At 66.6% G+C, this 20890-nt stretch carries 20 protein-coding genes; 12 read left to right on the top strand and 8 right to left on the bottom strand.

Annotation, left to right across the window (positions count from 1 at the left end; all coding sequences use genetic code 11):
• Nucleotides 1–23 precede the first annotated feature (23 nt).
• The 4 genes from JOE31_RS16000 to JOE31_RS15985 are packed head-to-tail and all read right to left on the bottom strand — an operon-like array spanning nucleotide 24 to nucleotide 3834.
• Nucleotides 24–1520: a cation acetate symporter gene (locus tag JOE31_RS16000; protein WP_209746288.1), complete on the bottom strand. Its 1497-nt coding sequence runs from the start codon at nucleotides 1518–1520 to the stop codon at nucleotides 24–26.
• 7 nt (nucleotides 1521–1527) lie between these two features.
• Nucleotides 1528–1878: a DUF485 domain-containing protein gene (locus tag JOE31_RS15995; protein ID WP_209746286.1), complete on the bottom strand. Its 351-nt coding sequence runs from the start codon at nucleotides 1876–1878 to the stop codon at nucleotides 1528–1530.
• Nucleotides 1875–2594, bottom strand: coding sequence for a LytTR family DNA-binding domain-containing protein (locus tag JOE31_RS15990; protein WP_209746284.1), 720 nt, complete (start codon nucleotides 2592–2594; stop codon nucleotides 1875–1877). The genes JOE31_RS15995 and JOE31_RS15990 overlap by 4 nt, the downstream gene beginning before the upstream one ends.
• Nucleotides 2595–2616: 22 nt before the next feature.
• Nucleotides 2617–3834 carry a sensor histidine kinase gene (locus JOE31_RS15985; protein WP_209746282.1) on the bottom strand — a complete coding sequence of 406 codons (1218 nt, stop codon included), beginning with the start codon at nucleotides 3832–3834 and terminating at the stop codon, nucleotides 2617–2619.
• A 196-nt stretch (nucleotides 3835–4030) separates the two neighbouring features.
• On the opposite strand from JOE31_RS15985, the gene JOE31_RS15980 reads away from it, so the two are divergent.
• The gene (locus tag JOE31_RS15980; RefSeq protein ID WP_028272139.1) at nucleotides 4031–4411 is read left to right on the top strand and encodes a DUF485 domain-containing protein; all 381 of its coding nucleotides are present in this window, start codon (nucleotides 4031–4033) and stop codon (nucleotides 4409–4411) included.
• The gene (locus tag JOE31_RS15975) at nucleotides 4408–6024 is read left to right on the top strand and encodes a cation acetate symporter (protein ID WP_209746280.1); all 1617 of its coding nucleotides are present in this window, start codon (nucleotides 4408–4410) and stop codon (nucleotides 6022–6024) included. The genes JOE31_RS15980 and JOE31_RS15975 overlap by 4 nt, the downstream gene beginning before the upstream one ends.
• A gap of 89 nt (nucleotides 6025–6113) precedes the next feature.
• Here JOE31_RS15975 and JOE31_RS15970 read toward each other — a convergent pair whose 3' ends face one another.
• Nucleotides 6114–6695 carry a DUF3887 domain-containing protein gene (locus JOE31_RS15970; protein ID WP_245199218.1) on the bottom strand — a complete coding sequence of 194 codons (582 nt, stop codon included), beginning with the start codon at nucleotides 6693–6695 and terminating at the stop codon, nucleotides 6114–6116.
• Nucleotides 6696–7056: 361 nt separating this feature from the next.
• Nucleotides 7057–7530, bottom strand: coding sequence for an Lrp/AsnC family transcriptional regulator (locus JOE31_RS15965; protein ID WP_011691241.1), 474 nt, complete (start codon nucleotides 7528–7530; stop codon nucleotides 7057–7059).
• Between the two features lie 196 nt (nucleotides 7531–7726).
• Between JOE31_RS15965 and pdhA the strand changes: the two genes are divergently transcribed.
• Genes pdhA through JOE31_RS15950 form a run of 3 tightly spaced genes read left to right on the top strand, consistent with a single transcriptional unit; the run spans nucleotide 7727 to nucleotide 11309 of the window.
• Nucleotides 7727–8905: a pyruvate dehydrogenase (acetyl-transferring) E1 component subunit alpha gene (gene pdhA, locus JOE31_RS15960; RefSeq protein ID WP_209746278.1), complete on the top strand. Its 1179-nt coding sequence runs from the start codon at nucleotides 7727–7729 to the stop codon at nucleotides 8903–8905.
• A complete protein-coding gene (locus tag JOE31_RS15955) occupies nucleotides 8905–9915 on the top strand; it encodes an alpha-ketoacid dehydrogenase subunit beta (RefSeq protein ID WP_209746276.1) in 1011 nt (336 codons plus the stop codon). Before pdhA ends, JOE31_RS15955 begins: the two co-directional genes overlap by 1 nt.
• An 8-nt stretch (nucleotides 9916–9923) precedes the next feature.
• On the top strand, nucleotides 9924–11309 hold the full coding sequence (locus JOE31_RS15950; protein WP_245199217.1) for a dihydrolipoamide acetyltransferase family protein: 1386 nt from the start codon (nucleotides 9924–9926) through the stop codon (nucleotides 11307–11309).
• Nucleotides 11310–11394: 85 nt separating this feature from the next.
• Here JOE31_RS15950 and JOE31_RS15945 read toward each other — a convergent pair whose 3' ends face one another.
• A complete protein-coding gene (locus JOE31_RS15945; RefSeq protein WP_307864435.1) occupies nucleotides 11395–12090 on the bottom strand; it encodes a TetR/AcrR family transcriptional regulator in 696 nt (231 codons plus the stop codon).
• A 147-nt stretch (nucleotides 12091–12237) separates the two neighbouring features.
• On the opposite strand from JOE31_RS15945, the gene JOE31_RS15940 reads away from it, so the two are divergent.
• The 7 genes from JOE31_RS15940 to JOE31_RS15910 all read left to right on the top strand — a co-directional run bounded on the left by JOE31_RS15940 (nucleotide 12238) and on the right by JOE31_RS15910 (nucleotide 20353).
• Nucleotides 12238–13845, top strand: a complete 1608-nt coding sequence (locus JOE31_RS15940; protein ID WP_209746272.1) for a carboxyl transferase domain-containing protein — start codon at nucleotides 12238–12240, stop codon at nucleotides 13843–13845.
• 55 nt (nucleotides 13846–13900) lie between these two features.
• Entirely contained in the window at nucleotides 13901–16093 is a 2193-nt protein-coding gene (locus tag JOE31_RS15935) for a biotin carboxylase N-terminal domain-containing protein (protein WP_209748510.1), read from the top strand.
• 65 nt (nucleotides 16094–16158) lie between these two features.
• Nucleotides 16159–17322 (top strand): acyl-CoA dehydrogenase family protein, encoded by a 1164-nt coding sequence (locus JOE31_RS15930; RefSeq protein ID WP_209746270.1) that lies wholly within the window; start codon nucleotides 16159–16161, stop codon nucleotides 17320–17322.
• Nucleotides 17323–17371: 49 nt separating this feature from the next.
• Nucleotides 17372–18196 carry a CoA transferase subunit A gene (locus JOE31_RS15925; protein ID WP_209748508.1) on the top strand — a complete coding sequence of 275 codons (825 nt, stop codon included), beginning with the start codon at nucleotides 17372–17374 and terminating at the stop codon, nucleotides 18194–18196.
• 2 nt (nucleotides 18197–18198) lie between these two features.
• Nucleotides 18199–18966 carry a CoA transferase subunit B gene (locus tag JOE31_RS15920; protein ID WP_307864434.1) on the top strand — a complete coding sequence of 256 codons (768 nt, stop codon included), beginning with the start codon at nucleotides 18199–18201 and terminating at the stop codon, nucleotides 18964–18966.
• The gene (locus tag JOE31_RS15915; protein WP_209746268.1) at nucleotides 18963–19523 is read left to right on the top strand and encodes a MaoC family dehydratase; all 561 of its coding nucleotides are present in this window, start codon (nucleotides 18963–18965) and stop codon (nucleotides 19521–19523) included. The genes JOE31_RS15920 and JOE31_RS15915 overlap by 4 nt, the downstream gene beginning before the upstream one ends.
• The gene (locus tag JOE31_RS15910; protein ID WP_209746265.1) at nucleotides 19520–20353 is read left to right on the top strand and encodes a CoA ester lyase; all 834 of its coding nucleotides are present in this window, start codon (nucleotides 19520–19522) and stop codon (nucleotides 20351–20353) included. Before JOE31_RS15915 ends, JOE31_RS15910 begins: the two co-directional genes overlap by 4 nt.
• A gap of 108 nt (nucleotides 20354–20461) precedes the next feature.
• On the opposite strand, the gene JOE31_RS15905 is transcribed toward JOE31_RS15910, so the two are convergent.
• Entirely contained in the window at nucleotides 20462–20854 is a 393-nt protein-coding gene (locus JOE31_RS15905; protein ID WP_011691253.1) for a universal stress protein, read from the bottom strand.
• Between the last annotated feature and the right edge of the window lie 36 nt (nucleotides 20855–20890).

Below are 20890 nucleotides of genomic sequence, written 5' to 3'. Positions count from 1 at the left end.
TTCCCGCACGTTCGCCGGTTCCCCTAGTGGTCGGCGGTTCCCTGGCGTTCGGTGGCCAGCGGACGTTCCGGCGTGTGCAGCCTGGTCATGACCTTCGTGAGCGTCCTCGGCACGCGGCCCCTGGTGGCACGGGACACCACGATCATCACGGCGAAAGCGGCCGGCACCGTCCAGGCCGCCGGCTGTGCCAGCCACTGCGGCATCGCGGCACCGGATGCTGCCGGACCGGACAGGGCACCGGCAACCAGAGCGCCGCCGCACAGGACGCCGCCGGTCACCATCCCGGCGATCGCTCCGGCATCCGTGAGGCCCCGCCACCAGATCCCCAGCAGCAGGGCGGGACAAATCGTTGAAGCCGTAAACGCGAACACGAGGCCCACGCTGCCGGCCAAGGCCAGGGAGTCCGTCATGAAGGCGAATCCCAGCGGAACGGTTGCCGAGATCAGGGCGGCCAGCCGGAAGCCACGGACGCTTCCGCCCAGCACGTCCTGGCTGATGACGCCCGCCAGGGAGACCACCAGGCCCGACGTGGTGGACAGGAAGGCGGCGAATGCCCCCGCCACCACCAGCGCCGAGAGCAGGTCGCCGGCAGGACCCCCGATCAGCCGGCCCGGAAGCAGCAGGACCAGCGCATCCGACCTGCCCCCCTGGGCAAGGCCCGGGGCGAACATCCTTCCGATCAGGCCGTAGGCAGTGGGAAAGAGATAGAAGACGGACAACAGTCCCAGCACGATCAACGTGGTCCGGCGCGCCGTCTGCCCGTCCGGGTTGGTGTAGAACCGCACCAGCACGTGTGGCAGCCCTAGCGTCCCGAAGAGCAGCGCCACGAGCAGTGAGATGTTCTGGTACGGACCTGTCGGTGCGAGGCCGGTGGGGTTGGTATTGGCCTCCGCCACCGAAGGGACCCCGTTGCCGGCCAGTACCAGGGCGATGAAGACAAGGGGCACCGCCATGGCTGTCAGCTTCAGCCAGTACTGGAACGCCTGCACAAAAGTGATGGAGCGCATGCCGCCGGCCACCACCGTCAGGCAGACCACGATGACCACCGCCACGGACCCCACCCAGGACGGCAGCCCGGTGGTGATGCGGATCGTCAGGGCGGCGCCGTGAAGCTGCGGCACAATGTAAAGCCAGCCCACCACCACAACCACCAGGCTGGTGACCCGGCGGACGGGCCGGGAATCCAGCCGTACCTCCGTGAAATCCGGAATCGTATAGGCGCCCGAACGGCGCAGCGGGGCGGCAACGAAGAGCAGCAGCATCAGGTACCCCGCCGTGTAGCCGATGGGAAACCAGAGGGCATCCGTCCCGGAGAGCAGGACCAGTCCTGCGACGCCCAGGAAACTGGCGGCCGAAAGGTATTCGCCGCCAATCGCGGAAGCGTTCCACCAGGGGCGGACGGTCCGGGATGCCACGTAGAAGTCGCCTGTGGTCCGTGAAATCCGCAACCCGTAGAACCCGATGACGGCGGTGGCCACGGAAACCGCCACGAAGGCCGCAACGCCGACCACCGGGTTCATGGCCGCCTCACCCGCCCTCCGCCAGGTCCCGGTAGCGGGCCTCGTTACGGGAGGCCGTCCGGATGTACAGCCACGCGCTGAGTCCGATCACGGGGTAGATCCCCGCCCCGAGGAGGAGCCAGCCGAAAGGGATTCCCGCGATCTTCGCCTCCGCCAATCCGGGAACCAGTCCCAGCAGGAGCGGAAAAGCCAGCAGGATCAGCAGGAAGCCCGCTGCCACGACAAGCGCCAGGCGCAGCTGGGAACGGATCAGGGACCGGACGAACACCTGGCCCACATCGGACTCCTCGGCGGCTTCGCGCGAATCCCTCACGGGCTTTGCGGCAGACCGCGGGGCCGTCACCCTGACCCGGGTCATGCCTGCGGCCGGATCCGGGTGGTTTCGAGTTTCTCCCGGACAGACGGCAGGTGGCGGCGGCTGATGGGTAGTTCGGCCCCGGCCACGGTGACGGTCGGCCGGGCTGCGGCGAGCTTCATGTGGCTGACGTGGTTGAGGGCGATGAGGTAGGACCGGTGCGTGCGGATGAACCCGGCCTCGGCCCACTGCTGCTCAAGGTCGGCGAGCGGCACCCGGATGAGGTAGCTGGCATCGACCGTGTGCAGCCTGGCGTAATCGCCCTGGGCCTGGACGTACGTGACGTCGTCGCGCCGGATCATCCGGGTGGTGCCGCCGAGGTCCACCGTGATCATTTCCGGTGTCGCGGCGCCGTCCTTCATGAGTTCACTGATGCGGCCCACAGACCTGGCAAGGCGCTCTCCGCGCACGGGCTTCAGCAGGTAGTCCACGGCTGCGAGTTCGAACGCTTCCAGCGCGCAGTCCTCGTCCGCGGTAACGAAGACGACAGCCGGTGGGTTGCTGCTTCGTGAGATGGCCCGCGCGATGTCAAGGCCGGACAAGGCGGGCATGTGGATGTCGAGGAACACCGCGTCCACGGTCTCGGCATCGAGCACGCGCAGGGCCTCTGCGCCGGACGAGGCCCGGTGGATGGTCCCGATCCGGCCGTCCCGGCCGAGCAGGAAAGCGAGTTCCTCGACGGCGGGCAGCTCGTCGTCAGCGACGAGGACGTTAATCATGGTTCTAGAGTACTGCCGCGGTTCAGGCGTCGTGGCCGGGTTGGGACTTGGGGACACGCATGGTGATCAGGGTCCCCTCCCCGGGTGCCGTTTCGATGACCAGGCCGTTGTCTTCGCCATAGACCTGGCGGAGCCGGGCATCCACGTTCCGCAACCCCACGTGGTCACCGTCGCTGTGTCCGGCCAGCATGGACCGCAGCTGTTCGGGGTCCATCCCCACGCCGTCGTCCTCTATGGTGACCTCCGCGAAGGCGCCGGAATCGTTCGCCGCAATGGTGATGTGGCCCGGGCCCTCCTTGGCTTCCAGGCCGTGCCGGACGGCGTTTTCGACGAGGGGCTGCAGGCTCAGGAACGGAATCACGGTGCTCAACACCTCGGGGGCGATCCGCAGGCTCACCTGTACGCGGTCGCCGAACCGGGCCCGCTCCAGCAACAGGTAGCGGTCGATGCAGCGGAGCTCTTCGGCAAGGGTGGTGAAGTCTCCATGGCGGCGGAAGGAATAGCGGGTGAAGTCGGCGAATTCCACCACCAGCTCCCTGGCCCGCACGGGGTCCGTGTTGATGAAGGACGCGATGGCGTTGAGCGAGTTGTAGATGAAATGCGGGCTGATCTGGGCGCGGAGGGCACGGACCTCGGCCTCCATCAGGAGGGTCCGGGAGGCGTCGAGTTCGGCGAGTTCAACCTGGGCTGCCACCCAGTCGGCCACTTCGCCGGTGGCCCGCACCAGTCCGGCGCCCGCCGACGGGGCGAACGCGGCAATAACGCCCACAACGCGGGCGCCGGCCTTGATGGGGGCAATGACGACGGCGCGTTCAACGTCGGGCGTGATGGCGCCGGAAGCCGTATCACCGGCGAGCATCTGCATCTCGCCGGCCGGGATCACTGCCGTGTGGCCGCCGTCGAGGACCTTGGCCGCCAGTCCCATCAGGGACGGCTTCAATTCCTCGGCGGCGCCGTCCCAGGCGAGCACTCCCGAGGTGTCGGTGATGGCCAGGGCATCGCAGCCCAGGATGGTGCGGAGCTGCCTGCTGGCTTTGGCCGCGCCCGCGGGGTTCAGTCCGGTGCGCAGGTGCTGGCCGGCCCTCGACGCCGCGTGCAGGGTCTTGTAGGTGGCGCGTTCCGCATCCGTGCCCAGCTCCCTGAAGGACCGCAGGACTTTGAGGCCGACACCGACGACGACGGCGATCGCCATCGCGATCACGGCGATGGCGGCGGCGGTGAACAGGGGGGAGTCCGGCATGGGCCCAGCGTAGCGTGCCGGCGTAGCCGCGGGGCACCGTTTGGCGCAGCATCGGGACCGCTGAGCGACGGCGGGGCGGGCTTCTCTGGATGTAAGCCGGATCACGGGAGACAGTGATTGCAGTCACATTGGCTGGGACTGTCTGCGGGTGGACGGGGCAGCCGGTGTGGACGGCAAGTCTCAATGAGGAGGAATGATGGGTAACGATGCCCCAACTCCGGACGCAGCGGCGTCCGTGGACTTCAAGCAAGTCCAATCGACGAAGCAGTTCCAGGAACTGCGCAAGCGTCACCGCAGCTTTGTCTTTCCAATGGCCGTTGCGTTCCTGCTCTGGTACTTCGCATACGTCCTCCTGGCCGACTACGCCGTCGGCTTTATGTCCACCAAGGTCTGGGGCAACATCAACATCGGGCTGATCCTGGGCCTGCTGCAGTTTGTTTCCACGTTCGCCATCACCGGTTGGTACGTGAGCTACTCCAACCGTCGGCTCGATCCCATCGCGGCCGAAATCCGCCATGAAATCGAGGGCCACGAGTTCGATAAAGAAGGCAACAAAATCAGCGGGGTAACAAAATGACGCTCATGGTTCCCGCAGTAAACGTTGCGGATCTCAAGGACACCACCCTGCTGAACATGGGCATCTTCGGCCTGTTCGTGGCCATCACCATGGTCATTGTGATCAAGGCAAGCCGCAACAACAAGACGGCGGCGGACTACTACGCCGCCGGGCGTTCCTTCACGGGTCCGCAGAACGGCACCGCCATTGCCGGGGACTACCTCTCGGCGGCCTCGTTCCTGGGGATCACCGGCGCCATCGCCGTCAACGGCTACGACGGCTTTATGTACTCCATCGGCTTCCTGGTCGCCTGGCTCGTCGCCCTGCTGCTCGTTGCCGAGCTGCTTCGCAACACCGGCAAGTTCACCATGGCCGATGTGCTTTCCTTCCGGCTCAAGCAGCGCCCGGTGCGCATCGCGGCTGCCATCTCCACCCTTGCGGTCTGCTTCTTCTACCTCCTGGCGCAGATGGCCGGGGCAGGCAGCCTGATCTCCCTGCTCCTCGGCATCAGCGACTGGGGCGGACAAGCACTGGTGATCATCGTCGTCGGCGCCCTCATGATCATGTATGTACTGATCGGCGGCATGAAGGGCACCACCTGGGTGCAGATCATCAAGGCCATGCTGCTGATTGCCGGCGCTGCCGTGATGACCTTCTGGGTCCTCGCCATCTACGGCTTCAACCTCTCGGACCTGCTGGGCGGGGCGGTGGAAACGTCAGGCAACCCGAACATGCTCAACCCGGGCCTGCAGTACGGCAAGACCGAAACCTCCAAGCTGGACTTTATGTCCCTGGGCCTGGCGCTGGTCCTCGGCACAGCGGCCCTGCCCCACGTGCTGATGCGCTTCTACACGGTTCCCACCGCCAAGGAAGCCCGCAAGTCCGTGGTCTGGTCCATCTGGCTGATCGGCCTGTTCTACCTGTTCACCCTGGTCCTGGGCTACGGTGCCGCGGCACTGGTCGGCGCTGACACCATCAAGGGTGCTCCGGGCGGAGTCAACTCGGCCGCACCGCTGCTGGCGTTCCACCTCGGCGGCCCGCTGCTGCTGGGCTTCATCTCGGCGGTGGCCTTCGCCACCATCCTGGCTGTTGTCGCCGGCCTCACCATCACCGCGGCGGCATCGTTTGCGCACGACATCTACGCCAGCGTGATTGCCAAGGGGAAGGCCGACGCCGACACGGAGGTCAAGGTCGCCCGGCGCACCGTGGTGGTCATCGGCCTCCTGGCCATTGCCGGCGGCATCTTCGCCAACGGCCAGAACGTGGCGTTCCTCGTGGCGCTCGCCTTCGCGGTGGCGGCGTCTGCGAACCTGCCCACCATTGTGTACTCGCTGTTCTGGCGTAAGTTCACCACCCAGGGCGCCATCTGGAGCATGTACGGCGGGCTTGGCTCGGCGATCATCCTGATTGCCCTGTCGCCGGTGGTTTCGGGTCTGAAAACGTCTATGATCCCGGGCGCCAACTTCGCGATCTTCCCGCTCAGCAACCCCGGCATCGTCTCCATCCCGCTCGCGTTCTTCCTGGGCTGGCTCGGTTCGGTGCTGGACAAGAAGCTGGAAGACACCACCAAGCAGGCCGAAATGGAAGTCCGCTCCCTGACCGGCGTGGGCGCCGAGAAGGCTGTCGACCACTGACACCTGCGCTGCCCTGGCATAGCTGAGACACACAACAGGAGCTCCCGTGAATCACGGGAGCTCCTGTTGTGTGTCTTGCTGTCCGGGGATCAGGCCTTCGGGCGGAGCTTGATGTTGATCATCTTCATGTCCTTATCGCCGTCGAAGCGGTAGGCAAGATCCACTTCCTTGCTGCCGCAGCTGATGACGCCGGCGACGTCGGCAGCGTTGTTGCCGTTCTCGGTGCTCACTTTGAAGTCGTTGTATGTCGGCTTGCAGGTTTCGTCCAGTTCGAGGCTTTGGACGCCGGCGGCGAATTCCTCCTTGGAGAGCTTTTCCTGCAGGGCGGGGTCGAGGAAGTCGTCATAGGCGGTGTCGGTGTCCCCGGCGATGACCAGCTGGGTGAAATCCTCTGCCAGGCCTTTGGCTTTGGCAGTTGCGCCGCCCACGAGGTTGACCAGCAGGACCACGCCCACCACCGCGAGGAGCACGGCTCCGCCGACTATGCCCAGAATGATCCACAGTTTCTTTCGGCCTCTGGCAGGCGGCTGCTGGCCCGGAACACCGTAGGGTCCGGTGGCTGCAGGAGCGCCGTACGGCGCGCTTCCGTACCGGGGATGTCCGTGTTGCGGGTCTCCGGCGCCGGGAGCCGAGGATGGTGGCGGCCCGTACGGCGGCTGACCGTGCTGCATTTGCCCGTATTGCGGTTCCCCGTAATGGGGGACCGGCGGCGGTCCCGGAACTCCCTGCTCGGGGGACCCGTAGTGCGGAGCGGGTGGCTGCTGGCCGGAAGGTTCATGTGTCGGGAGCGGCGGCTGTGCAGGGACTCCTGCTGTAGGGGCCGCGTGCGGCGGGACGGGAGGAGGCTGCCGCCTGCGCCGCCCGTCGTCGCCCCGTTCGGCCGGCTGGGACGGTTCCTGAGGATTGCTCAAGATTAAGCCTTTCCGGCAGCCGGCCTGGCCTCTGCCTGATTGCACGGGCCGTTCACGGCCGCGATTCGTTCAACTCCACCCAGCCTATAACCCCGGCGCCGCCTCAGGCGGAAGCGAACCCTCACCCCTCGGCGGGGCCGCGCTCGAGCAGCGGCTGGATCCGGAACGGGATCAGCTCTCCCATGGCGAGCGCAGTATCCGTCCGGTCCACACCCTCACAGGCCAGGATCTTGCCGTTAATGCGGAAGAGGTCTTCGGCGTCCAGCGCCACCACCCGCAGCAGGAGATCCGCGGAGCCGGTCAGTCCGTAGCCTTCCAGGATTTCCGGGATGCCGGCCAGGTCCACCGCCAGCTGGCCCAGTTTCTGCTGCTGCACGTGGACGGAGATAAAGGCCATCAGCGGATATCCCAGTGCAGCCGGATTGATCCGCCGCTCAAAGGACAGGAAGACGTGCTTCTTCTCCAGCTGGGCCATCCGGGCCTGCACGGTGTTGCGGGAGAGCCCGAGCTTTTGCGCCAGGGCCACCACCGTCCGTTTCGGGTCCTTTGCGAGGGCGGAAAGGAGCCGGGTGTCAGTGCCATCCAAAGCTTGCATAATGCGCAAGGCTAGCACGGGGGCTGGCCCCGATACAGGGCATAATGCTCAGTTTTTTGGGCAGTGGTTGTACCCAATGAGCATTGTGAGTATGGTCACAATTATCCGGGGCAACGGCGCCCGGGCGGCTGGCGTGCACGGGGATCACGAGTTCCTGGAGCGCCGGTGACACGACGTATGAAGGTTGCGTGCAACTGTGTTTACAGACGAGTTGGGTCAGGGCGGCAACGCCGCCGGTGGCCCGGACAACAGTGCAGGACATCACGGCGGGGCGGGCGAGGACCTGGTCCAACTGATCACTCCCGGCGGTGAGCGCGTCAGCCATCCGCAGTACGACGCCTGGGTCCGGGATGTCAGTGATGAGCAGCTGGGTTCCCTGTATGAGGACATGGTGGTCATCCGGCGGATCGACACTGAAGCCACGGCCCTCCAGCGCCAGGGCGAGCTCGGCCTGTGGCCGCCGCTGCTGGGCCAGGAAGCCTCCCAGATAGGGTCGGCGAGGTCGCTCCGGGACGATGACTTCGTGTTTTCCAGCTACCGCGAGAACGGCGTCGCCTACTGTCGCGGAGTGGACCTGGCCGACATCCTCAAGGTGTGGCGGGGCAATGCGTCGGCGGGCTGGGACCCCTACACCATCAACATGGCCACGCCGCAGATCATCATCGGAGCCCAGACGCTCCATGCGACGGGCTACGCCATGGGCATCCAGAACGACGGCGCCGACTCCGTGGCCATCACCTACTTCGGCGACGGCGCCACGAGCGAGGGCGACGTCAACGAGGCGATGGTCTTCGCCGCCAGCTTCCAGTCACCGGTGATCTTCTTCTGCCAGAACAACCACTGGGCCATTTCCGAGCCCGTGCGCCTGCAGTCCCACATCAGGATCGCCGACCGCGCGGCAGGTTTCGGGATTCCCGGCATAAGGGTGGACGGAAATGACGTCCTGGCGGTGATGGCGGCCACGCGCGAGGCACTCGAACGGGCGCGCCACGGCGGCGGCCCCACGTTCATAGAGGCAGTCACCTACAGGATGGGCCCGCACACCACTGCCGACGACCCCACCCGGTACCGGGATGCCAACGAACTGGAGGACTGGGCCGCCAAGGATCCGATTGCCCGGGTCAGGGGCCTGCTGGAACGCAAGGGCCTGCTGACGGAGGAGCTTGAGGCCAGGGTGGCCGCCAAAGCGGACGCCGTGGCCAGGGACATGCGGGCCGGCTGCATCAACATGCCGGACCCGCAACCGCTGGACATCTTCAAACACGTTTACAGCACCCCCAACTCCTGGCTGGACCGCCAGGAGGACCACTACTCCCGCTACCTGGCGTCCTTCGGCGATCCCGCAGCCGCCAACTCAGAAGAAGGTGCTCGCTGATGACGCAGATGACCTTTGCCCGGGCCATCAACTCCGGCCTCCGCAAATCCCTTGAAAACGACCCCAAGGTCATCCTGATGGGCGAGGACATCGGCACGCTCGGCGGGGTCTTCCGCGTGACCGACGGCCTGCAAAAGGACTTCGGCAAGCACCGTGTTGTGGACACCCCGCTCGCCGAGTCCGGCATCATGGGCACCGCCGTCGGCCTGGCCTACCGCGGCTACCGGCCCGTGGTGGAAATCCAGTTCGACGGGTTCATCTATCCGGCCTTCGACCAGATCGTGTCCCAGGTGGCCAAGCTCCACTATCGCACCCAGGGCGCCGTCAAGATGCCCATCACCGTACGCGTCCCCTTCGGCGGCGGCATCGGATCCCCGGAGCACCATTCAGAGTCTCCTGAGGCGTACTTCACCCACACGTCCGGCCTGCGGGTGGTCAGCGTGTCCAACCCGCAGGATGCCCACACCATGATCCAGCAGGCGATTGCCTCGGACGATCCCGTACTGTATTTCGAACCCAAGCGCCGCTACCACGATAAAGGCGAGGTGGATGAGTCGATCGATCCAGCCACCGCCCTGTCCATGGAAAAGGCCCGCGTGGTCGCCGAGGGCAAGGACGTGACGCTCGTCGCCTACGGCCCGCTGGTCAAAACCGCCAAGGACGCTGCCCTGGCAGCCGCCGATGAAGGCGTCTCCGTCGAGGTCATCGACCTGCGCTCGCTGGCCCCGGTGGACTTCGCCACCCTGGAGGCCTCGGTGCGCAAGACGGGACGGCTGGTGATCACGCACGAGGCCGGCCAGTCGGGCGGGCTCGGAGCCGAAGTGGCCGCCAGCATCACCGAACGCTGCTTCTACCACTTGGAAGCGGCCCCCGTCCGGATCACCGGTTTCGACATCCCTTACCCCTATTCGAAACTTGAAATGCACCACTTGCCGGGCCTGGACAGAATTCTCGACGGTGTGGACCGTGCCCTGGGCCGTCCCAACTCCCTCAGCGGGCTGGAAGGATGAGCGCCGCCATGATCAAGGAATTCAGGCTCCCGGACCTCGGCGAAGGGCTCACGGAATCGGAAATCCTCAGCTGGAAAGTTGCTGTGGGCGACACCGTGGCCTTGAACCAGGTCATTGCGGAAGTGGAAACGGCCAAGGCCGTCGTCGAACTGCCGTCGCCGTTCGCCGGTGTGATCACGGCCCTCCACGAGCAGCCGGGAACCGTGGTGGAGGTCGGCAAGCCGATCGTTTCCTTCGAAGTTGAAGGCGACGACGGCGGCCCTTCCGCAGCAGGTCCGGCCGCGGCAGAGACCGCCAAGCGGGAACCCAACCTGGTGGGCTACGGCGCCGTCGTCGAAGGTTCGGGCCGGCCGGCCCGGCGTGCCCGCACCTTCGCTTCGCCGGTGGTTGAGCCGGCGCCGGGCCCGACCGCCGCGGAAACCACCGCAACGGTTGAGCCCGTCGAAACCCGTGCCACGGCGGCAAGTGCAGCTCCTGCAGCCGCCGCCGAGCGTCCGCGGTCCACGCCGCCGGTACGGAAACTGGCGAAGGATCTTGGTGTGGAGCTCACGGCGGTGACCGGTACCGGCGCAGGCGGGTTGATCACACGCGACGACGTGCGGAACTTCGTGGGCGGGGGAGACCTTCCCGCTGCTGCCCGGGCCCTGGCCGGGGCGGAGGCCGCGGGCGGCGCCGCAAGCGGCATCGCGGGAGAGCGGGAAACACGGACACCCATCAAGGGTGTCCGCAAACTGACGGCCGCCGCCATGGTGTCCAGTGCTTTCACCGCGCCGCACGCCACGGAATTCCTGACCATCGACGTCACACCCACCATGGAGCTGCTGTCCCGGCTCAAGGCCAGCCGGACTTTTGAGGGTTTCAAGCTGACCCCGCTGACCCTCGTGGCCAAGGCTTTGCTGATCGCCCTCCGCCGCCAGCCGTCGCTGAACTCGCGGTGGGACGAAGCCAACCAGGAGATCGTGCAGTACAACTATGTGAACCTGGGCATTGCCGCGGCAACTCCCCGCGGACTGACCGTGCCGAACATCAAGGACGCCCACGGCATGTCCCTGACGGAGCTGTCCACGGCGCTGACGGCCCTGACCGAGACTGCCCGCGCCGGCAAGACCAGCCCGGCCGAGCTGACCGGCGGCACCATCTCCATCACGAACATCGGAGTGTTCGGCATCGATGCCGGCACCCCGATCCTCAACCCCGGCGAGGCTGCCATCCTCGCCATGGGTGCCGTGCGCAAGATGCCGTGGGAGTACCGGGACGAGGTGGCACTACGCCAGGTCATGACCCTCAGCCTCTCCTTCGACCACCGCCTGGTCGACGGCGAACAGGGGTCGCGTTTCCTGGCGGACATCGGTGCGATCCTCGCCGACCCCGGAATGGTGCTGGCAATGGTCTAGCTGCACCCGGTCGGTCCCAGGCCATTGGTCGATCTGCCGGCTGTCAGTTCCGAGGGGAACGGGCAGCCGGCAGAGCCGTGCCGGCCTACTCGGCCGGAACGGGGCTTGCCCTCACCAGGAGGGCGGCGAGCGCCATGCTCTCCAGCAGCGGCCGTGCGGACTTGGCCGCAACCCTCCGGCCGTGGCTGCGGACCGAATGCGGGGTGGAGTTGATGAGGCCGAAGGCTGCGTGTGCGCGCATCCGGAGTTCGGCGGTGTCTGTCCCCGTGTGCAGGGCCTGCAGCACGTCAACCCATAGCTCCACGTAGTTCCGCTGCAGGGTGCGGACCTCGGCCTGGTCGTCGTCGGAGAGATTGCTGAAGTCGCGGTCCTGGACCCGGATGACGTCAGGATTGCTCAGGGCGAAATCCACGTGGAACTGCACCAGGCGGGCCAGCGCTGCGGCGGGATCGCCGGCGTCGGCCACCACCCGGCGGCCGCCGTCCAGCAGTTCCTGGCTCACGCTGAGCAGCAGAGCGCCCAAAACGGCCTGCTTGCCGGCGAAGTGGCGGTAAACGGCGGGTCCGCTGACTCCGGCTGCGGCACCCAGGTCCTCCAGTGAAACGCGATTGAAGCCGTTAAGGGCAAAAAGGGTGGCGGCCGAGGACAGCAACGCCTGCCGCCGGCTCTCTTTGGCCTGGCTGCGCTGGGTTGCCTGGCTGCGCTGTGTTGTCTGGGCGGGCTGCGTTGTCTGGACCCGCTGCCCCGCCGGGCTGCCGGCGTCGCGCTCGATGATCGGCACATTTCCTCCTTGGAACTGCAAATCCTAGCAATGCGGGCGCGTGTTGGACATCACAGTTAATAGAGACTAACCTAAATCTCAGTTATGCGGTACTAACCGAATCGCTCAGGACGGCCTCGCCAGGGCGTCCGGGAACGGAAGCAGTCAATGGAGACAATCGCCAGCCAGGTGGACGCGACAAGCGACGCCTTCGCCGCGAACCGCGAGGCCCAGCTGCGGCTGGCCCGCGAGCTGAAGGAGCGCCTCGCCGCGGCGGCCCTGGGCGGCCCGGAGAAGTCCCGGGAACGCCACGTGGCGCGGGGCAAGCTGCTGCCCCGCGAACGCATCGACCGGCTGCTCGACGACGGCAGTCCCTTCCTCGAGATCGCGCCGCTGGCCGCCAACGGCATGTACAACGACGACTCACCCGGAGCCGGCGTCATCGCCGGGATCGGCCTGGTCCACGGCCGCCAGGTACTGGTCATCTCCAATGACGCCACCGTCAAGGGCGGCACCTACTATCCGATGACGGTCAAGAAGCACCTCCGGGCGCAGGAGATCGCGCTGGAGAATCGGCTGCCCTGCATCTACCTCGTGGACTCGGGCGGAGCGTTCCTGCCCAAGCAGGACGAAGTCTTTCCGGACAAGGAGCACTTCGGCCGGATCTTCTTCAACCAGGCGAAGATGTCCGCAGCAAAGATCCCGCAGATCGCCTCCGTGATGGGCTCGTGCACCGCCGGCGGAGCTTACGTGCCTGCCATGAGCGATGAAACCGTGATCGTCCGCAACCAGGGCACCATCTTCCTGGGTGGCCCGCCGCTGGTGAAGGCCGCCATCGGCGAGATCGTCACCGCGGAGGAACTCGGCGGCGGTGACGTCCACTCGAGAATCTCCGGCGTCACCGACCACCTGGCCGAGAACGATGAGCATGCCCTCCAGATCGTCCGCGACATCGTCTCCACCCTTCCCCGTCCGGCTGCCCCCGCCTGGGACGTGGACACCGCCGCCGAGCCCGTTGCGGACCCGGACGAGCTCTACGGTGCCGTACCCACGGACGTCAACGCGCAGTACGACGTCCGCGAAGTCATCGCCCGGCTGGTGGACGGCAGCAGGTTCCACGAGTTCAAGAAGAACTACGGCACCACCCTGGTCACCGGCTTCGCGAAGCTGCACGGCCACCCGGTGGGCATCGTGGCCAACAACGGGGTGCTGTTCAGCGAATCCTCCCTCAAGGGCGCCCACTTCATCGAACTCTGCGACCAGCGCGGCATCCCGCTGATCTTCCTGCAGAACCTCTCCGGCTTTATGGTCGGCAAGGACTACGAACAGGGCGGCATCGCCAAGAACGGCGCCAAGATGGTCACCGCCGTCGCCACCGCCAGGGTGCCGAAACTGACAGTGGTGATCGGCGGCTCCTTTGGCGCCGGCAACTACTCCATGTGCGGGCGGGCCTACTCCCCGCGGTTCCTCTGGATGTGGCCGGCAAGCCGCATCTCGGTGATGGGCGGCAACCAGGCTTCGAGCGTGCTCGCCACCGTCAAACGGGACCAGTACGAGGCCCGCGGCGAGGAATGGTCCGCCGCCGATGAGGAAGCCTTCAAGGCACCCATCAAGCAGCAGTACGAGGACCAGGGCAGCCCGTACTACTCCACGGCCCGCCTGTGGGATGACGGCGTGATCGACCCCGCGGACACCCGCACCGTCCTGGGACTGGCGCTCGACGTCGTCTCCCGCACCCCGCTGCCGGAGACCTCCTTCGGCCTGTTCCGGATGTGAGCCAGCAGTGACTACTCCTCCAACACCCCAGCAGCCAACGCCTTCACCGAAACCGATGTTCAACACCGTGCTCGTCGCCAACCGCGGCGAGATTGCCTGCCGCGTGATCCGCACCCTCCGCGCGCTCGGCATCCGGTCGGTGGCCGTCTACAGCGACGCCGACGCCGGTGCCCGCCACGTGCGCGAAGCCGACCGCGCCGTCCGAATCGGCCCGGCGGCGGCCGCCGAAAGCTACCTCAAGATCGAGGCCATCATCCAGGCGTGCCGCGAGACCGGCGCCGAGGCCGTGCACCCGGGCTACGGCTTCCTCAGCGAGAACGTCGACTTCGCCCGTGCCCTGGAAAATGCGGGCATCGTCTTCATCGGCCCCGGCGTCGAATCCCTCAACGTCATGGGTGACAAGATCCGGTCCAAGAACCACGTCACCGGTTACGGCGTGCCCGTGGTTCCGGGCATTGCCGAACCCGCCATGACGGACGCGCAGCTGATCGAAGCTGCGGCCGGCGTCGGCTTCCCGCTGCTGATCAAGCCGTCCGCAGGGGGCGGCGGCAAAGGCATGCACATCGTGGAACGCCCTGAGGACCTCGAGGCCACCCTGGCCACCGCCCGCCGGGTCGCAGCCAGCGCTTTCGGCGATGACACGTTGTTCCTTGAACGCCTCGTCACCACCCCGCGCCACATCGAGGTGCAGGTCCTCGCGGACAACCATGGCAACGTCATCCACCTGGGGGAGCGCGAGTGCTCCCTGCAGCGCCGCCACCAGAAGGTCATCGAGGAAGCCCCCTCGCCGCTGCTGGAATCCCTTCCCGACGGCGAAGCCGTTCGGGCGAGGATCGGCGAGGCAGCCTGCAACGCCGCCCGCAGCGTCAACTACAGCGGAGCAGGCACCGTGGAGTTCCTGGTCTCGGACAACGCTCCGGACGAGTTCTTCTTTATGGAGATGAACACGCGACTGCAGGTGGAGCACCCGGTCACCGAGATGGTCACCGGCCTCGACCTCGTCGAATGGCAGGTGCGGATCGCCGCCGGTGAGGAACTCACCGTCCGCCAGGACGACGTCGTGCTTAACGGGCACTCAGTGGAGGCGCGCGTCTACGCCGAAATCCCGGAACGCAACTTCCTGCCGTCAACCGGACATGTCCTCCTGCTGGACGAGCTGCCCGCCCCCGCGCAACGGCCAAGCGCCCCTGCCCGCAACGAGGTTGTGGCAGGCCGTGGCCGCGTCCGGGTGGACTCGGCGCTCATGGATGGCCTCGAGATCTCATCCAGCTACGACCCCATGATTTCCAAGGTGATCGCCTGGGGCCCGGACCGCACCGCGGCCCTCGACACCCTGGACGAGGCGCTCGCCGGGTACACGGCGCTGGGCATCGACACCAACGTCGAGTACCTGAGGCTTCTGATCAACGACGCCGACGTCCGCGCCGGACGCCTCGACACGGGCCTGATCGAACGCAAGATGCCGGAGTTCACCTTCCGCCGCGCGGGCGACTTCGAGATGCTCGCTGCCGCACTGTACGCCGTGGCGATGGAAGAGCAACACCATCCCGTCCCGTCGGCAGGTCCCTGGCAGCGCCGCGACGGTTGGCGCCTCGGCGCTCACGCTCCCCGGCGCATCAGCCTGGGAACATCCGGTGGCGGCATCGGAACTGTAGGCGTGGCAGGCAGTGTCGCCGACGGCCCGGTCCTCGTGTCGGTCGGCGACGGGCCCCCGCGTACGGCGTCGCTGCAGTTCCTCAAGCGGAGCTACGTGGTGCTGACCCTCGACGGTGAAGCCCGCGGGTACTCCCTTGCACCGGTCTACACCGGCCCCGTCATACCGAGCTGGGACAACCCGGAGGCCGGTGCACCCGATGAGTTGTTCCTGGGCAACGACGGCTGGTCCTGCCGGCTGGAGATCCTCAGCCGGGAGGCCCGGCTGGGCCGGTCGCTCGCGGCGATCGAGCGCGAGGAAGGCGCCGCTGATCCGGCCGTGCGCTCGCCGATGCCCGGCACCGTGGTGTCCGTCAACGTCAGCAACGGCGATGCCGTGCAGTCCGGCCAGGTTTTACTCTCCGTGGAGGCCATGAAGATGGAGCACCAGCTCGTGGCGCCGCTCGACGGCACCGTGCACATCAGCGCCACGCCCGGCGACCTGGTCAAGGCGGACCAGGTCCTTGCCACGGTCCACCCCGCTGTCCCGGCCGAGCCCTCAAAGGCGGAGGACACGGTGGAAGAATCCGTCATCGCCATGGGCGCGGCAGAGTAGCCGCCGCATCAACCGTTCAGTACTCCAACAGACCCGTCACAAAGTTAAGACAAGGAAGTCCCAACATGGCTGATTTTGAGCTCAGCGAGGAATACCAGGACCTCAGCAACACCGTCCGCGAATTCGCCGACGAAGTAGTGGCCCCCGTGTCCGCGAAACACGATGAGGAACACAGCTTCCCTTACGAGGTCGTCTCCCAGATGGCGGACATGGGGCTCTTTGGCCTGCCGTTCCCGGAAGAGTTCGGCGGCATGGGCGGGGACTACTTCACGCTGGCGCTCGCCCTGGAGCAGCTGGGCCGGGTGGACCAGTCCGTTGCCATCACACTGGAAGCCGGCGTCTCCCTCGGCGCCATGCCCGTTTACCGCTTCGGCACCGACGCCCAGAAGGAGGAATGGCTGCCGTCGCTGGCGTCCGGCAAGGCGCTCGCCGGCTTCGGCCTGACGGAACCGGAAGCCGGTTCCGACGCGGGCGGCACCAAGACCACCGCCCGGCTGGAGGGCGGTGAGTGGATCATCAACGGCAACAAGGAATTCATCACCAACTCCGGGACTGACATCACCCGCCTGGTCACCGTGACTGCTGTAACCGCCAAGCACGAGCGGCAGGACGGCAGCGTCAAGAAGGAAATTTCCACCATCCTGGTGCCCACCAACACGCCCGGGTTCAAGGCGGAGAAGGCCTACAACAAGGTGGGCTGGAACGCCTCCGACACCCACCCGCTCACGCTCAAGGACGTCCACGTGCCGGAGGCAAACCTCCTCGGCGAGCAGGGCCGCGGCTACGCCAACTTCCTGTCCATCCTGGACGAGGGCCGCATCGCCATTGCCGCGCTCGCCACGGGAGCGGCCCAGGGCTGTGTGGACCTGTCGGTGAAATACGCCAAGGAACGCAGCGCATTCGGGCAGAACATCGGCAAGTACCAGGCCATCGCGTTCAAGATCGCACGCATGGAAGCGCGGGCCCACACCGCCCGGCTGGCCTACTACGACGCCGCGGCCAGGATGCTTGCCGGGAAGCCGTTCAAGACCCAGGCCGCCATCGCTAAGATGGTCGCAGGCGAGGCAGCCATGGACAACGCGCGGGACGCCACCCAGGTGTTCGGCGGCTATGGCTTCATCAACGAATTCACCGTGGCACGGCACTACCGCGACTCCAAGATCCTTGAAGTCGGCGAGGGCACCACGGAGGTCCAGCTGATGCTGATCGCCCGCGAACTCGGCCTTTAGCTTCCCCGCCAGGGAGCGAATACAGGGAGCCAACCAGGAAGGATCAATGATGATTGACAAGGTTGTTGCCAGTGCCGAGGCTGCGGTCGCCGACATCCCCGACGGCGCCTCGCTCGCCGTCGGAGGCTTTGGACTGTGCGGGATCCCGGTTGCCCTGATCGATGCCCTTCACCGGCGCGGGACAACTGACCTGGAAACCGTTAGCAACAACTGCGGCGTGGACGACTGGGGGCTGGGGGTCCTGCTGAAGGACGGCAGAATCCGCCGCACCATCAGCTCCTACGTCGGGGAGAACAAGGAATTCGCCCGGCAGTATCTCTCCGGCGAACTCGAGGTGGTGCTCACCCCGCAGGGCACGCTCGCGGAGAAACTCCGCGCCGGCGGCGCCGGCATCCCGGCGTTCTACACCCCGGCCGGTGTGGGAACCCAGGTGTCCGACGGCGGCCTGCCGCAGAAGTACAACGCCGACGGCACCATCGCCATCGCTTCCGCGCCGAAGGAGGTCCGCACCTTCAACGGCGCCGACTATGTACTGGAGGAATCGCTGACCCCGGATTTCGGCCTGGTCCACGCCTGGAAGGGGGACCGGCACGGGAACCTTGTCTTCCACGCCACGGCGATGAACTTCAACCCGCTGTGCGCCATGGCCGGACGGATCACCATCGCCGAGGTTGAGGAACTGGTGGAGCCGGGCGGGCTGGATCCGGAGCATGTGCACGTTCCCGGCATCTTCGTCCAGCGGGTTGTCCTCGCACCCCGGGGCGAGAAGCGCATCGAAAAGCGGACGGTCGCGGTGTCCTCCGCCGGCAACCACTCCCAAGGGACTCAGCACCAGACAACCGGCCAGCAAACAACTGACCAGGCAGGAGCATAGCCGTGGAATCGAACAGCACGCCGGGAGCCCCGCCCCGTCCCGAAGCCGTCCGCCACGAGTACCGGCCGTCCGCCGTCGGGCATCCTGCGGGCACCAGCCCCGAAACGAGGGGCTGGACCCGCAACGAGCTGGCCGCCCGGGTGGCTGCCGAACTGCTGAACGGGCAGTACGTCAACCTCGGCATCGGAATGCCCACCCTGATCCCCAACTACATACCGGCGGGTATCGAAGTGGTGCTGCACTCGGAAAACGGCATCCTGGGCGTGGGACCGTACCCGGCCGAGGACCAGGTGGATCCGGACCTGATCAACGCCGGCAAGGAAACCGTCACGGTCAACAAGGGCGCCGCGTTCTTCGACTCCGCCGCCTCGTTCGGCATGATCCGGGGCGGCCATGTGGATGTCGCCGTGCTCGGCGCCATGGAAGTGGCCCAGAACGGGGACCTTGCCAACTGGATGATCCCGGGCAAGATGGTCAAGGGCATGGGCGGCGCCATGGACCTGGTGTTCGGGGCCAAGAAGGTGATCGTGATGATGGAGCACGTGGACCGCAACGGCAGGCCCAAGATCGTGCAGCAGTGCACCCTGCCGCTCACCGGAAAAGGGTGCGTGGACCGGATCATCACGGACCTCGCCGTGATCGACGTCGTCACCGAAGGCGGCTCCTCCCGGCTCGTGCTGCGCGAACTGGCCCCCAATGTGACGGCCGAGGAAGTCGCCGCGGCCACGGGTGCGGAACTCTTCGAAGAGGACCAGGAACTGACCGTATGACCAGTGCGGACGAGGTTTCGACTGGCTCAACCACTGGCAGCCCACGCGTCGTGGAACAGCGGGGCCTCTACTTCGACGAGCTTGAGGAGGGAGTGGTCTATGCCCACCGCCCGGGCCGGACGGTGACCGAGACGGACAACGTCCTGTTCACCACCATGACGATGAACACCCAGGCGCTGCACCTTGACGCGGCCTGGAGTGCCGGGCAGCCGTTCGGCCAGCGGCTGGTGAACTCCATGTTCACGCTGGCCACTGTGGTGGGGCAGTCCGTTCCGCAGCTGACCCAGGGGACCATCATCGCGCAGCTGGGACTGACCGACGTGTCGTTTCCGCATCCGCTGTACCACGGCGACACCCTCTACACGGAGACGGTCATCACCGGCAAGCGGCTGTCCGCATCCCGGCCGGGGCAGGGAATCGTGACCATGCAGCACACGGGCCGGAACCAGGACGGCGTGGTGGTGGCGCTGGCCTCGCGGAGCTGCCTGATGTGGACGCGCGAGGCGCATGCGGACACGCAGAAAGAAACCGCCGAAAAGGGGACAATCGAAGCATGACTTTCCTGATGGGTCCCGCCCTGCTCTTCTGTCCTGCCGACCGTCCCGAGCGATACCAAAAGGCCGCGGAGCGTTCCGACGCCGTGATCGTGGACCTGGAGGACGCCGTCGCGCCTGCTGACAAGCAGCGGGCCCGCGGCGCCATCCTCGCCCAGCTCGGCGCCACCGGCGACGTTCCGGAGCTGGACCCCAGCCGGACGATCATCCGGATCAACCCGGCCGGCACGGATGAGTTCGAGAAGGATCTGCACTGCCTCAAGCACACCCCGTACCGCCACGTGATGCTTGCCAAGGCCGAAAGCGCGGGCCAGCTCAAGGCGCTGGAGGACTACAGCGTCATAGCGCTGTGCGAGACGGCCGCGGGAGTCATCAACGCCGCCGCCATCGCCGCCGAACCAAACGTGGTGGGCCTGATGTGGGGCGCCGAGGACCTTCTCGCGTCACTGGGCGGGACCTCCAGCAGGAACGACGACGGCGGCTACCGGGCCGTGGCGCTGCACGCCCGGTCCGCCGTGCTGCTCGCGGCCGGGGCCTTCGGCAAGGAAGCCATCGACGCGGTGTACGTCAACATTCCAGACCTTGACGGGCTGGCAGCTGAGTCACGCGACGCCGTTGCCTCGGGATTCGGCGCAAAGGCCTGCATCCACCCCGGCCAGGTGGCTGTGGTCCGGGAAGCGTACGCCCCTGCGGAGTCGGACGTCGCCGCGGCCAGGGAGCTCCTGGCGGCTGCCGCTGCTGCAGGAAGCGGAGTGTTCCAGTTCAACGGCAGGATGATCGACGGCCCCATCCTCAAGCACGCGGAATCAACCCTTCGGCGGGCCGCCCGCTAGGCCGGGACGCCTGAACGCATCGCAAAGCGAAAAGCCGCAGTCCGGGAGTCGTTGGACTCCCGGACTGCGGCTTTTTCGCGCCGCCCTGGCCTGGACGGCCGTGAGGCGTCAGCCGGCCTTCACTGCCAGCACCGGGCAGTCCGCCTCAAGCAGTATCCGTTGGGACGTGCTTCCCAGGATCAGCTTGCCTACCGGGGTGCGGCGGCGCAGACCGATCACAATCAGATCGGCCTTGTGCTCCTCCGCGGCATCCAGTACCTCCGCAGCCGCATCATGGCCACGGACGGGCTGCTTGATCACGTGATCAATGCCCTGGGCAGCGAGCCGGTCCTCAATGCTCTGGATCTCAGGTTCCTGTGCGTACCGGTTGTCCACCAGTGCATCACCCTTGGAGGAGTTGATGACCAGCAGCCTGCCGTTGCGATTCCGCGCCTCGGCGATGGCCTGGGCGAGCGCTGCTTCGCCCTCGGGTGTCGGGACGTATCCCACCACGATCGTCATGGTTGCTCCTTGTATCTGCTGAATGCGGGTCGGTGT

The sequence above is a fragment of the Arthrobacter sp. PvP023 genome (assembly GCF_017832975.1).
Lineage (GTDB): Bacteria > Actinomycetota > Actinomycetes > Actinomycetales > Micrococcaceae > Arthrobacter.
The sequence above is the reverse complement of the archived record's forward strand: the minus strand, read 5'-3'. Positions and strand labels throughout refer to the sequence as shown.

Bases quoted from the DNA above. Each gene is read 5' to 3' on its own strand.
- JOE31_RS15925 (WP_209748508.1), top strand. From the start codon at position 17,372: ATGATTGACAAGGTTGTTGCCAGTGCCGAGGCTGCGGTCGCCGACATC.
- JOE31_RS15930 (WP_209746270.1), top strand. From the start codon at position 16,159: ATGGCTGATTTTGAGCTCAGCGAGGAATACCAGGACCTCAGCAACACC.
- JOE31_RS15985 (WP_209746282.1), bottom strand. From the start codon at position 3,834: ATGCCGGACTCCCCCCTGTTCACCGCCGCCGCCATCGCCGTGATCGCG.
- JOE31_RS15940 (WP_209746272.1), top strand. From the start codon at position 12,238: ATGGAGACAATCGCCAGCCAGGTGGACGCGACAAGCGACGCCTTCGCC.
- JOE31_RS15950 (WP_245199217.1), top strand. From the start codon at position 9,924: ATGATCAAGGAATTCAGGCTCCCGGACCTCGGCGAAGGGCTCACGGAA.
- JOE31_RS15910 (WP_209746265.1), top strand. From the start codon at position 19,520: ATGACTTTCCTGATGGGTCCCGCCCTGCTCTTCTGTCCTGCCGACCGT.
- JOE31_RS16000 (WP_209746288.1), bottom strand. From the start codon at position 1,520: ATGAACCCGGTGGTCGGCGTTGCGGCCTTCGTGGCGGTTTCCGTGGCC.
- JOE31_RS15935 (WP_209748510.1), top strand. From the start codon at position 13,901: ATGTTCAACACCGTGCTCGTCGCCAACCGCGGCGAGATTGCCTGCCGC.
- JOE31_RS15905 (WP_011691253.1), bottom strand. From the start codon at position 20,854: ATGACGATCGTGGTGGGATACGTCCCGACACCCGAGGGCGAAGCAGCG.
- JOE31_RS15980 (WP_028272139.1), top strand. From the start codon at position 4,031: ATGGGTAACGATGCCCCAACTCCGGACGCAGCGGCGTCCGTGGACTTC.
- JOE31_RS15915 (WP_209746268.1), top strand. From the start codon at position 18,963: ATGACCAGTGCGGACGAGGTTTCGACTGGCTCAACCACTGGCAGCCCA.
- JOE31_RS15970 (WP_245199218.1), bottom strand. From the start codon at position 6,695: ATGCAGCACGGTCAGCCGCCGTACGGGCCGCCACCATCCTCGGCTCCC.
- JOE31_RS15995 (WP_209746286.1), bottom strand. From the start codon at position 1,878: ATGACCCGGGTCAGGGTGACGGCCCCGCGGTCTGCCGCAAAGCCCGTG.
- JOE31_RS15975 (WP_209746280.1), top strand. From the start codon at position 4,408: ATGACGCTCATGGTTCCCGCAGTAAACGTTGCGGATCTCAAGGACACC.
- JOE31_RS15955 (WP_209746276.1), top strand. From the start codon at position 8,905: ATGACGCAGATGACCTTTGCCCGGGCCATCAACTCCGGCCTCCGCAAA.
- JOE31_RS15990 (WP_209746284.1), bottom strand. From the start codon at position 2,594: ATGATTAACGTCCTCGTCGCTGACGACGAGCTGCCCGCCGTCGAGGAA.
- JOE31_RS15965 (WP_011691241.1), bottom strand. From the start codon at position 7,530: ATGCAAGCTTTGGATGGCACTGACACCCGGCTCCTTTCCGCCCTCGCA.